Annotated in this window: 8 protein-coding genes and 1 pseudogene; 3 read left to right on the top strand and 6 right to left on the bottom strand. The window is 62.2% G+C overall.

Annotated elements, in window-relative coordinates:
• Positions 1-2: 2 nt before the first annotated feature.
• From ACZ6DL_RS30735 to ACZ6DL_RS30760, 6 genes are all read right to left on the bottom strand, one after another.
• A complete protein-coding gene (locus tag ACZ6DL_RS30735; protein ID WP_466056327.1) occupies positions 3-3,467 on the bottom strand; it encodes a DEAD/DEAH box helicase family protein in 3,465 nt (1,154 codons plus the stop codon).
• A gap of 14 nt (positions 3,468-3,481) precedes the next feature.
• Entirely contained in the window at positions 3,482-4,651 is a 1,170-nt protein-coding gene (locus ACZ6DL_RS30740; RefSeq protein ID WP_466056328.1) for a restriction endonuclease subunit S, read from the bottom strand.
• Entirely contained in the window at positions 4,648-6,156 is a 1,509-nt protein-coding gene (locus ACZ6DL_RS30745; RefSeq protein WP_466056330.1) for a type I restriction-modification system subunit M, read from the bottom strand. Before ACZ6DL_RS30745 ends, ACZ6DL_RS30740 begins: the two co-directional genes overlap by 4 nt.
• An 821-nt stretch (positions 6,157-6,977) precedes the next feature.
• The gene (locus tag ACZ6DL_RS30750) at positions 6,978-7,613 is read right to left on the bottom strand and encodes an AAA family ATPase (protein ID WP_466056332.1); all 636 of its coding nucleotides are present in this window, start codon (positions 7,611-7,613) and stop codon (positions 6,978-6,980) included.
• The gene (locus tag ACZ6DL_RS30755) at positions 7,610-8,224 is read right to left on the bottom strand and encodes a 3'-5' exonuclease (RefSeq protein WP_466056334.1); all 615 of its coding nucleotides are present in this window, start codon (positions 8,222-8,224) and stop codon (positions 7,610-7,612) included. The genes ACZ6DL_RS30750 and ACZ6DL_RS30755 overlap by 4 nt, the downstream gene beginning before the upstream one ends.
• On the bottom strand, positions 8,221-9,417 hold the full coding sequence (locus ACZ6DL_RS30760) for a radical SAM protein (RefSeq protein WP_466056336.1): 1,197 nt from the start codon (positions 9,415-9,417) through the stop codon (positions 8,221-8,223). Before ACZ6DL_RS30760 ends, ACZ6DL_RS30755 begins: the two co-directional genes overlap by 4 nt.
• A 150-nt stretch (positions 9,418-9,567) precedes the next feature.
• On the opposite strand from ACZ6DL_RS30760, the gene ACZ6DL_RS30765 reads away from it, so the two are divergent.
• The 3 genes and pseudogenes from ACZ6DL_RS30765 to tyrS all read left to right on the top strand — a co-directional run.
• Positions 9,568-10,971 (top strand): helix-turn-helix domain-containing protein, encoded by a 1,404-nt coding sequence (locus tag ACZ6DL_RS30765; RefSeq protein ID WP_466056338.1) that lies wholly within the window; start codon positions 9,568-9,570, stop codon positions 10,969-10,971.
• On the top strand, positions 10,962-11,684 hold the full coding sequence (locus tag ACZ6DL_RS30770; protein ID WP_466056340.1) for a creatininase family protein: 723 nt from the start codon (positions 10,962-10,964) through the stop codon (positions 11,682-11,684). Before ACZ6DL_RS30765 ends, ACZ6DL_RS30770 begins: the two co-directional genes overlap by 10 nt.
• Before the next feature lie 222 nt (positions 11,685-11,906).
• Positions 11,907-12,502, top strand: a pseudogene (gene tyrS, locus ACZ6DL_RS30775) (tyrosine--tRNA ligase); the annotation flags it as partial.
• Between the last annotated feature and the right edge of the window lie 90 nt (positions 12,503-12,592).

Here is a 12,592-nt window from a genome sequence, read left to right on the forward strand (position 1 = left end):
CTTTATCCGTGTGCCGCGGTCTGCTCGGCCCCATCGGGCAGCGCAGTGGTTCGAATGTTCTTCACGACCGCGACGATTCGGTCTACATCTTCCTCGGTGAAGATGTCCTCCGGTCCTGTCGGAGCCACCGCCTTGAACGGCTGCTCGTAGAGCGCGCCCACCTCGATCACCCCGTTCTTCCGGATGTATTCGGTGAGCAGGTTCAGGAAGTGGAGTTGGCTGGCGGTGAGAGTGCGGCCGGTGTGGAACTCGTCGAAGGCGGTGGTGGCCGCAGTGGCGTCGAGACCGGTGAGCGAACGTAGAAACAGGCCGAGTCCGCCGTGAATAGCGGCGGCGTGCTCGATTTCCTCGGCGGTGCCGAATCCGTTGTCCAGGAATATTTTTTCGAGTTCGCTGAGGTCGGCCGAGGTGATCTGCTTGTTGCGCAGCAGTTTCTGCACCGCGAGCACGTCATCGTGGCTGCGCAGGTACGTGCGAACCTTCGATTCGAAGCGCGCCATGCCCTTACCGCCGCCGGGGAGCACGGCAATCGCGATGTCGCTGATTTCGCCGAGTTCGTCCCGGAAATCGGTGTAGAGCGGATTCTGGTTGCCTTTAGGGGGAATCGCCTTGACCAATCCCCGCAGTCGTCGGCGCAGCGTTTCCAGCATGGGGAGGGTGACATCCTCCCACCACGCGTCGCCGGCCACGTCTTCGAGGAATTCGTGCCGCTGCTTGATGGCGGTGATGCTGTTCAGGCTGGGATCCAGGAGCGCATTCGCGATCTCCTGGACTTTCTCCCGCAGTCCGTCGTAAGTCGTGTCGCCGGTGAGGTGCGCCAGTTGCAGCCGCAGCGCGAGCAGGTCGAACCTCTTGGCCGCCGGGCCGGGGTCGTCGTCGGTGAACTGGGTGGGCAGCCCGGCCAGCTTGCCGACCTCCACTCGGATCTCGGGAGTGACGATGTCCCAGCTGTCTCGCTCAGCGAACTTCTCGACATAGCGCAGTTCCTTGCGCACCTCGACGTTCTGGGTGTTCATACTCGCCACTTCCACCCGCAGACGTTCGGCGAGCTGCCACCGCACGTCGGGCAGACTCTCCGGTTCACCGTCCGGAATGGCGGAGGGCCGGTCATCCGGCGGCTGGAGCCGGTCGAGGTCGCGCAGCAGGTCGGCTCGTGCCTCGAACACCTTCTCGCTCATCGACGCCTGCGTACGGCCTTCAGCGGTGGGTAGGTCCTGGTTGAAGTATTCGACGTTCTGGCACAGGTCGAACACCACGAAGCGTTCTTTATCCAGGTTGGGCGCGTACAGGTCCGGGCACAGCCGCGTGCCGCGACCGATCATCTGCCAGTACTTGGTGCTGGTTCGCACGGCCTTGGCGAACACTAGGTTCGCGACTGCGGGCACGTCGATCCCGGTGTCGAGCATGTCGACCGAGACCGCGATATGCGGCGCCTTGTCCGGGTTCTCGAACTTGTCGATGAGGCTTTGGGCGTGGCTCACGCTGTGGGTGATCATCTCGATGAAGTCGCCAGGCAGGTCGGGGTAGAGCACGCGGAATCGCTGGACGATCAGTTCGGCGTGCCGGTTGTTGCGGGCGAAGATGATCGTCTTGCCGATCCGTTCCCCGTCGGCGACCCGGTCGCCCTGTTCCATGAGCACGAGCAGCATCTGATCGATGGTGTCGTGGTTGAACAAGAACTGGTTCAGCGCGTGCGCGTCGACCGCTTCGGGAATGTCCTCATCGTCCCGCCATTCGAGATCTTCCCAGTAAGCCTTCTCTTCGTCGGACAGTTCGGAATATCGGATGCCGGAGCGCAGGAACTTCAGCGGCACCGCTTTCGCTACCGGCGAGACCAGATAGCCCTCGGCTACCGCCTGTTCCAGGTCGTAGACGTCGGTCGGCACCCCTTCTTCGAGATGGAACAACCGGTAGGTGTTGCGGTCGATCTCGTTCTTCGGCGTTGCGGTCAACCCCACCAGCAGCGAATCGAAGTGCTCGAAGATCGCGCCGTACTTCTGGTACACCGACCGGTGCGCCTCATCGATGACCACGAGATCGAAGTAGCCCGGCCCGAATTGCCGTTGCTGGGTGTCATCGATCTGGTTGATGAGGTTCAGCATCGTCGGATATGTGGACACGTAGACACGGGCGCTGCTGTCCTTCTCGGTAAGCAGATTCACCGTCGGCACACTCGGCAAATGGGTCTTGAACGCGTTCGTCGCCTGCGACACCAGTGCCTGCCGGTCGGCCAGGAACAGCACCCGCTTCACCCAGCCAGCCCGGATCAACTGATCGACGAGCCCGATCACCGTGCGGGTCTTGCCTGTTCCGGTCGCCATCACCAGCAGGGCTTGCCGTTGCTTGTCCTTCTCGAACGCCTCACCGATGCGCCGGATCGCCCGATGCTGGTAGTGCCGGTTCACGATGGCGTCGTTGATCGGCTCAGTGGCAAGGACCTTGCGCCCGGCCCGCCGACGAATGACCGTGCGCAGCTGGTCTTTGGTGTAGAAGCCCTGCACCGGGCGGGGCGGATAGAAGGCGTCGTCCCAGATCTGCGTGTCGTAGCCGTTGGTATAGAAGATTATCGGTCTTTGTCCGTGCTGCTCTTCCAGCGCGTCGGCATACAGTGAGGCTTGATATTTGCCCGATTCCACACTCTTCGAGGTGCGCTTGGCCTCCACAACGGCGAGCGGTTTGCCGTTGTCGTCCCACAGCACGTAATCGACTTTGCCTTTGCCGCTGTCGGTCGGCATCCCGAGGACCGGGTATTCGCGGTCGTCGGGCCCGTCCAGCGCCCATCCGGCCTCTTGGAGCAGCAGGTCGATCAGCTGAGTGCGGGTCTCGGCCTCCGAGTAGTCGTGACGGTCCGGAACCGTGGCATTGGCCGCCTTCGCCGCCTTCACCTCGGCCCGCAACCGCTTGACCTCGTCGTCGAGTTCCTTGCGCTGCCGCCGCTCCGCCGCCAATTCCGCCTGCTGCGCCGCGAACTCAGCCGCCATCTGCTGGACTTCGGCGTACTTCTTTCGCTGCACGTCGGCGGGCTCAGGCCGGGGGATCAGCGAGGTGTCGAACCGCTGCCCGTCGAACGGCTTGCCCTCCTCGGTACGCGCATACGTCCGCCCCAGCCAATAGAGCACATGGAACAGCTCGCCGACCGCGCCCACCGCGTCCTGCGCGGGCACCTCGCCCATCCGGTGGACGGCGATATTCCCGCGCCGCCGCACCACATCCATCTTCGTGACGATCACCGACCCCGCCACCTGCACCAGCGTCGGTTCTTTGATCTTGGCGCTCAAGTCGTCCCGATACGGAACCCGCAACGCATCGTCGGCCTTGAATAGCCAGTTGACCGCCAACTCCAGAGCCCGCCGCGCGAAGAAGCACGACACCCGCGGATCACCCACCGCGCTCCGCTCCGCCCGCCTGGCCTCGGCGTACAGCTCCAGCCACTCCGCCTGCAGGAAGTCGAAGTTGCTCTCGGCCACGAAAGTTCCTCCCCTTACGAATCTTTCAGATCATCTTGCCAGAGCTGGCCGCGGATGGCGCGGGATTGGATGGAAGCGAAGAGGGTGTCGAGTCCCCTGAGTTGACGGCGACTCCGGCGGGTCAGTAATGCAGCTCCTGAAATGTTCTCTACGAACTTCGATTGCATTTCAATCGGTGGCCACATCAACTTAGTCTGACTCAATTGTTTTATGTTCAGGGTGGGTTGTGCAACAGTCCGTGTCTGGCTGGCAAAGTACCGTTGAATTGTTGGCGTAGCGAGCTGAGCTGCTACGAATATGCGTTCTACATAGGAAGAGACCGGAATCCTAGAAATGGCACGTGCAACATTGAATCCGCGCTCCTCGGCGGATGTAACTGCGATGGTTCCGATTGATCCAACGCATGCCACGAGCACTTCATTTCCTTTTATTCGCGACCGCCTGTACGTGCTTTCGATCTTCGGGTCGATCCTTTTTAGGTTCGAATGATTGACCGAGCCTTGCTGGAGGTCGCTCACACGGATAATCGGTACGCCGTCTAAGACGTTATCGCCAGGTTGGACGACTCCATAATTTATCCGATCTTCTACGTCCGCGATCTCCTGCAATGTCCTTATTGGAAACATGTTCCTGTTTGTTTCAGCATCGCCGAACATGTCGAGGAAAATAGATCGGGCAAGGTCATCGAGGAGGGTGACGGACTTCCGCCTCTTCTCCCGCAATCCGTCGACCCGATCCAGCACCTCCGTGATCCGCCTTTGCTGAGCAAGGCTAGGTAACGGGATTTGGGTACTACCGAGCATTTCGAGAGTGATGACGCCCTGTGCAACGCCCTGTGATTGTGAGCGCAGTTGCTCTGTGTAAGCACTGATCATTCTGTATACGAAATCAGGGCTCGCAATATCGGTATTCGGGCTGATGGCTGCAACGCTGCGCCCTATAGCGCAGTCGACGGCCTGATTCACTTTTCCTGCGGTTGCGCCAACAACGCACACGAGTGTGTCGCCGTGCTGCGCCGATCGCAGTGGCGCTGTTGTCCATTCCCGAATAACCGGCCATCGGTGAGAAAATTCCCCTGCCTTGACGAACGGTTTTCCCAGACCCTCCCTGTTGCACTTAGAAGATGGAGGTGCTTGTCCCATGGAAATCTGGGCAATCTCTCGAATCGGTACCAATGTTTTCATCCGAGAAGGCCCTTCAATACCGACATGCTCTGCTGAATCTCCGCCTCGATCAATTCAAGCTCATCGATGATCTCCAGTGGCGGCCGGTGCTCTAATTCCTCGTGAAGAATTACCTTGTATCGGTTGAGGCTGAGGTCGTAATCCTGGGCCGCGATGTCGGCCCTAGGGACGCAAAAACTTTGCTCGGTGCGATCACGGTCCCGTTCGCTGGTGGTGCGCTGAAACCATCGAATGAGCACATCGGGGAGGTTGTTCTTCGCGTGCTCCTCTGGGGTGAGAATCGCTGCTGGACCTCGCTTTTCCTCGGCGAGCAGCGGAGCGCGCTTGTCGTCGAGGCTAAACCCGTCGGCGGTGACCTCGTAGAACCATACATGGTCGGTCTCATCGTCCTTGGTGAAGAACAGGATCGCCGTGGACACCCCGGCATACGGCTTGAACGCGCCTGATGGCAGTTTGACCACGGCGTCGAGGCCGTGGTCTTCGACGAGAAGCTTGCGAAGATCTTTGTGCGCTTTGGTCGATCCGAACAGCACGCCGTCAGGGACGATTACCGCCGCCCGTCCGCCCGTCTTAAGCAGGCGCAGAAACAGCGCGAGGAACAGCAGTTCGGTCTTCTTCGTCTTCACCACCTGAAGCAGGTCTTTGGCGGTGGTCTCGTAGTCGAGGCTGCCTGCGAACGGCGGATTGGCCAGGATCATCGTGTAGCGGCCTGCTTCGCCAGCCACCGACTCCGCGAGGGAGTCGCGGTAGCGAATGTCGGGGTGCTCGATCTGGTGCATGAGCATGTTCATACTGGCGATGCGCAGCATGGTGGAGTCGAAGTCGAAGCCGTGGAACATACTGCGGTGGAAGTGATCCTGCTGCGCGGACTCGAGCAGCGCTTCGCGATGGGTGTGCCGGATGTACTCGGCCGCACCGACAAGGAACCCTGCGGTGCCACACGCCGGGTCGCAGATCTCGTCGTTCGGACCGGGCGCCATCATCGCGACCATCAGGTCGATTATGTGGCGCGGGGTGCGGAATTGCCCGTTATGACCCGCAGTGGCGATTTTGGACAGCATGTACTCGTACAGGTCGCCCTTGACGTCGCCGCCCTCACTCAGCGGCAGTTCGTCGAGAATGTCGACGGCCTTGGTGAGCAGGCTCGCCGTCGGGATGGTGAACCGAGCATCCTTCATATGCTCGCCGTAGGTCGACTCTTCGCCTCCGAGCAGCCGCAGCCAGGGGAACACGTCGTCGCGAACGGTCCGCAGCAGCTGATCCGGGCCGAGCTCGCGAAACTTTGACCAGCGCAGCGGCTCGGTGTCGGCATCGTAGATCGGATTCTCGATTGCCTGTCCGGTGCGGCTGGCCTTGCGCTCCTTGCCGATCTGTAGATCATCAAGACGCTTGAGGAACATCAGGTAGGTGATCTGCTCTATCACCTCCAGCGGATTCGAGATGCCACCCGACCAAAACGCGTTCCACAACTGATCGATCTTGCTCCGCAGTTCCCCTGTGATCATGGGGTCAGGCTATATCGGAGGGTACCGACAGGATGCAGAGACCGAGCGCTTCCGTCCCGCAACGTGAGACGGGTCCATTGGTCAGGGGTCGCACCCGAACACGCCGGGCTATGAGCATGGGTCGATCGGTCGAGTTGGAGATTCGAGGGATCGAGTCGGCTCCATGACTTATGAGCGTGGCGGACGGCGACACCCCCGGGGCCGTGTGGTGTGTAAGCCGGTCCCGGGGGCGGGTCGGGGGACGTGCGTCACGAATACCGATCAGGGGGACATACAGCCCACCAGCCGATCTCACGATGAGGTAATTCCGCGGTCAGTGCTCCCGTGATGTGTCCGGCTTCATGCGCCCGGCGCTGATCAGCGTTTGCCGTGCCGCCTCCTTGCGAGGGCACTCGATTGCGCGGCAGTCTCGGTGCTGCTGCATGGTCGCGTGGGCTTCTTCGACGCTGAAGGGCCAGTCGGGGGCTGCGTGAGGCCAGCCCGTAGGCCCCTGTCGACTGGCTCTCCACTCGGCTTGGACACGGTCGATGATGTCCTGGACGCTGTACCCCCGGCCTGTTGATTCGCCATCGTCTTGCCACCAATTGGAACTCATTGCCGCCTCGATCCTGATGTCATCTCTGGGTTGGGAGTCACCGGAGCCGGAGGAGCACCCACTCCGGCTCCGGGACGCTTCTGGGGTCTCCGCCCATTTCCGGAGGGCGGTGAGGTAGTCGGCCAACACCTCGATGGGCAACCCGCTCCAGGGAGCAAGAGGGCCGACCGAAGGTGTTCGCTGTGGTAGGTCGTTCGTGTGTCTTGCCGTCTCGTACATCGAGCCTCTAGGCCTTGTGATCAGCGATCGTCGTTCTCGTCGGCCACACGTCGAGGCCACCCTGGATGAATGCAGTCACTTCGGCGAGGGCGCGATCGTGTCCGTCAGAGGGCAGCAGCTCGTGCCCGATGCCGAGTCGTTCGAGGACCTTTGCGATGTGCCGGTCGGCCAGCGACCGGAATTGCGGGTCGGTGCCGCGAGGCTTGCTCAGGTCGAGCGGGATTCTCGGATCCAGGACCGTGCGCAAAACGAGGTCATAGTGGCGGGCGTGCCGTGCGACCAGTTGCTCGAGCTGCTCGATGCTTACGGGATCGGGTTGCTCGCCGCGGTATTCCAGCGCGGCTTCGTAGTATCCAAGGGCATCCGGTGCGGGCCGGTCGACCAGGACTACGTCGGTCCGCGTCCATGCCTGCACTTCCAGGGACATTCCGCGTGAGACGATCCATAGCGTGGATGCCCAGGTGTGGTCATGAAGGATCGGCAACCCGTGCTCCAGGGCCTCGGCGCCGAGGTCGGCTACGACTGCCACCTCGACGCGATCGCGATGTAGCTGTTCGGCGACCTGCCGCAGGAAAGTGCTCTTTCCGGTCGAATGCGTACCCGTGACCGCGACGGTCACCGGGCGCACGAAATCGGTGCTCACCACAGTCGACCCTCTGGCTCCCTGGGCGGAATGAATTCAGCTGGGGCTGCCGCCTGCACGAGTTCGTCCCAACCGAGTCCGCCGTCATCGACCAGCCGCGCCAGCAGCTGCCAGGCCGCCCAGGTGTCCCACCCGGCGCGGTGATGACCGTGTTCGGAGACCGCAGTGGTGTCCAGTTCAGCGTGGGTAACCAGTTTCTCCAGGGAGTAACTGCCGATGCCGGGCCACACCGCCTTGGCCAGCTTCAGCGTGTCGAGCACTATCGGTGGCGTCCAGTGCGGCAGGTGTTCGGAGAGAACCCGCCTTTCCAGATTTGCGTTGTGTGCGACCAAAATCCGACCTGTCAGGGCCTGCTCGATCTTGTCCGACACCTCCGGCCAGGTCGGGCACTCGGCCACGTCGGCGTTGGTGATGCCGTGGACCTTGCGGGTCACGATAGAGGTGATCGGCCGGGTAGGGCGGATCAGCCACGACCTCATGTCATCGACCTCCACCGCGACGCCCGAGACCGCTAGGACCGCGATCTCGATGATCTCGGGCGGCGTCTGCCCGTTGCCTTCGACGTCTACGACGACGAAGTCTCTACCGTGCAGTGCATTCGGAACCATCATCGTGTCGCCTCCTGGGTGCGAGTCCATCCGGTATCTGCGCGTCCGTGTCGGCCGAAGTGATGCGGGCGCTTGATGTCGTTGACCTGGTAGCCGAGGTTGTGCTGAAGGAAGTTGCGCCGCCCTTCGGGCAGTCCCTGCACGATCACAGCGCGGTTGGTGATCTCGAGCATCTGGCCGCCGAGTCGCTGAACCCACGCCGCGGTCGATTCCTCGCCTGGGCGGCGCCAGTCGTCTGCGCAGCGCTTGATCTGCGCGGCCGGGCAGATGTCACACAACTCTCGCACGCCGTAGTGCCCGTTGTAGTCGGCGACGCTGTGCGCGAAGGTCACCCCGCAACTCGTTTTGCGAAACAGCGGTGATCCGAATCCGGCGCGATTGGTGAGGATCCGCTGCTCCAGCTGCTCGGGCAAGATTTTGCGCGAGGGGTTGTCGTTGTACAGCTCGGGCAGACCGTTGTCGCGGTAGTAGTCGCGGATCTGGTCTTTGAAGAAGAGGCCCGTGAATACTGTGGCGTGGGCGAAGTGGCTGAGTTCGCGCGCCCGGTCCAGGTGGGCGTCGGAGTCGTTGAGACCCGGCACGATCGGGCGCCAGTACAGGATCACCCGATAGTTCTCTGCGTGCTCGAACGCGGTCCGCAGCGAAGCCGCCGCGATGTCGGAGTCGACCGGTTCGATGCGTTCGTCTTCGATTCCACTGTGCGTGACGAGGATGGTCAGCCGGATGTTGTGGAAGGCATTGAGGATCGTGCAGTCTTCCGGCTCGATCCGCCACCGGGTGATGACCAGGACGTGGTTGGTGATGCCCTGATCATCGAGCAGTCGCAGCATCTCGAAGGTGTGCGGCTTCACTGCGGGCAGCATCGGATCGGTCGCCCTGTTCAGCAATTGGATCGGAGTGACGTGTGGACGGAAATGCTTGTTCCGCAGCAGCATCCGAGCCGCGGTTTCCTCGTCTATCAGCCGTCGAGGTATCTTCATCTCGAAGTTGTCGAAGGTGTGGCGCACGCAGTAGGTGCAATCCAGCGGGCAACCGATGATCCAGTTCGCCGACAGCCCGCTCTTGCGGTAGTCGATCACCTGTCGCAGACCTGGATTCAGTTCCGCCTGCTGATCGGCGGTGAGGATAGGCAGCGGCCTTCGGGTGATCGCTGGAATTCGTAGCGGAACAGTGATCGGACCGTGGAAAGTGCTCATATCAGCGCCCTTCATGTGAATCGAGCCGTCGTAGCATCGCCTGTGGCTACGATTTTGGGGACATGACCAGCGCGATCAGAAGCGCTGAAAATGCATATGTTTTATGCATCCGATGACTACTCATGTTGATCGAGGGGGAAGGGTTTTCTGATGGTCGATTTCGATGCGGCACCGGATCTGTGTCCGCGGTGCGCAGCGCAGGCGCCGTCGGGGTTTCTCTGCGGCAGATGCCGCGGTGCTGATGATCGGCTCCCTTCGCTACCTGATCACGCATGGTGGTCCGGGGACCTTCGCGAGGCACTCGACGCTCGCGACATCGGCAAGGCGATCCGGGCCTACCGACGTCATCCCCACCATGGGGGGCGTCGGGTAACCCAGGAGGACATGGCGCGGTGGCTGTCGATCACTCAGGGACACCTCTCTCGGATCGAACAAGGCCGCGTGCGAGTGACCAACCTGGAAACTCTGTCGACGTACGCGCGAATCCTGGGGATCCCCCCGCTGCTGCTGTGGTTCGAACTCCCGCCCGATCGGCGGGAGCCAGTTTCTGCGCCGCAGCGATCAAGCGCCGCGCTTCCAGATCGGCTCGCGGCGACAATCCATACGCCGACGGAAACTCAACTGGCCGATGCCATGCTGTCCACGTTGGCCGGACACTCGGTCCGCGACCAGCTGGCCGGGCCCCATGACTTGATCCGAGTCGTGCGACACGACATCACATTCATCGACCAGCGCCTGGCCGCCAGCCGCGACGGCAGCAATGGTCGCAGCCGACTGCGATACGCGGCGGGTCGCTACGCCGAACTGCTGGGCTGGCTACACCAGGACTGCGGGGACCTCGAAGCTGCCGAATCCTGGTCCAGGACCGCCCTGGCGCACGCCACGGCGACGAACGATGTCCAGTTCCACGCCTACGTATTGATGCGAAGCTCCAATATCGCCACCGACGCCGGAAAGATTTCCCACGCGGGACGTTTCATCGACCAGGCGCTCTTACGCGCTGACGCCCTCACTCCGCAACAGCGCGCCGTCCTGCTGCGCCAGCAGGCGAACGTCTATGCGGCACGTGCGCGATCAGGCGAGCGCACCGACGTCATGGCGTGTGTCGAGGCGCTCACCCGGGCGGCGGAAGCGGCGGCCGAGCCAGCCGAGGAACGGGACGATCTCGCTGGCTACTGCTCACCTGCGTATGTAGCGATGGAGGCTGCGCAGTGCTGGATCGAACTCGGGAACCCCGAGCAAGCGCTGGCCATCCTGGAACAACGAATGAGCGACTGGAGTGCGGACAGCCGTCGCGATCTGGGCATGGGACTGGCCCGGCTGTCCACCGCCTACGCAGGAGTAGGTTCGTGGTCGGAGGCGGTGGAGTTCGGAGGTTATGCGGCTGGCATCGTCGCCGAAACCGGGTCTCACCGTACGCTCGGTCAGCTGCGTACCACTGCCACCGTGCTGCACGCTGCGGGCCAAACCGGTGCCGCGCGGGAGTTGACCCACCACGTACGCACCGCGCAACGTGCACGAGCCAGTCATGGTAGGAGCTTCGAGTGGAGTTGATGACCACCGCCAGTTCGACCGACGTCGCCGACGCAGGCGCCCGAATTGCAGTGCTGCCCGTCGGCAGTTTCGAGCAACACGGCGACCATCTACCACTCATCACCGACACCGTCATCGCCTGCCTGATCGCGCGGCAACTCGCCGAAAACTACCCGCTACTCCTCCTACCGCCGCTGACGATGTCCTGTTCACACGAGCACGAGGGATTCGCCGGAACTGTCAGCCTCAGCCCGGCCACCCTGGTCGCCGTCATCGGCGATATCCGTCGCTCACTCGACCGATCCGGCATCACCACCCTCGTATTGGTCAACGCCCACGGCGGCAACTACGTCTTGGGAAACATCGCCCAAGAGGCCAACATCACCGGCCGCAACGTCGTGGTCTATCCCGGCCGGGAGGACTGGAACCGAGCCAGGGAAGCCGCCGAAATGGACACCGACTCACATGGGGACATGCACGGTGGCGAACTCGAGACGTCGATTCTGCTGCACGCCAGTCCCGACCTGGTGCGGCCATCGTTCCGGCACGCCGATCACGAGGCATCGGATCGTCCGCACCTCCAGTTGCTCGGCATGTCGGCATACACCTCCAGTGGAATCATCGGACGGCCGTCGGCAGCGACCGACGTCAAAGGTAAGGCGGCGCTGGACGCCCTGACGAAGTCGTTCGGTGAATACTTCGCGCTGATTTCCCGCGCCGGGGCAGAAGGCTAGCTTCCTATCGAAGTCTGCTTCGTCACGTAGCGTTGCACTTGTCGCAGCGGGAGTGTCAATGAAATGCCGTTGATCACTACACTTTTGTCGACGTGGCGACCATCCCGTCGGACGATTGTGAGGTTGTCGATCCTCAGCATTTCATCCGGCCGCATCGACGAGTCGCAGCGACCGCACCTGCAGGCCCCGGCTACTGAGAGGACTTTCGCAATCTTGACCCAGATTCGGCCCAATGCCCTTGACGAGCTCTCCTGGCGCGGGCTCGTCGCGCTGTCCACCGATGAGGAGGCGCTGCGTGCCTCCCTCGCGGCAGGTCCGGTGGCCTACTACTGCGGGTTCGATCCGACGGCACCGAGCTTGCACATCGGCAATTTGGTGCAATTGCTGACGATGCGCCGCCTGCAGGACTTCGGGCACAAACCGATCGCACTGGTGGGCGGGGCGACCGGGCTCATCGGCGATCCACGTATGTCGGGCGAACGGGTGCTCAACGACCACGACACCGTGGCAGCCTGGGTCGCTCGAATCCGCACCAGGTCGAGCGGTTTCTGTCCTTCGACGGTGACAACGCCGCCGTGGTCGTGAACAACCTGGACTGGACCTCACCGATGTCGGCCATCAATTTCCTTCGCGATGTCGGCAAGCACTTCCGGGTGAACCGGATGCTGGCGAAGGAAGCGGTGTCAGCGCGACTCGATAGCGAGGCCGGGATCAGTTTCACCGAATTCTCCTACCAGCTTCTACAGGGCATGGACTTCTACCAGCTCTACCGCCGATACGGATGCACATTGCAGACCGGCGGATCCGACCAGTGGGGTGCCTCTCTATTTGTCAAGCCGCCGTGAGGATCTCGCCGGAGCTGCCTGTGTGTCGCTGTTTCTCGTCGGCGATCATGGTTCGCCAGATTC

The organism is Nocardia sp. NPDC041819 (assembly GCF_055590505.1).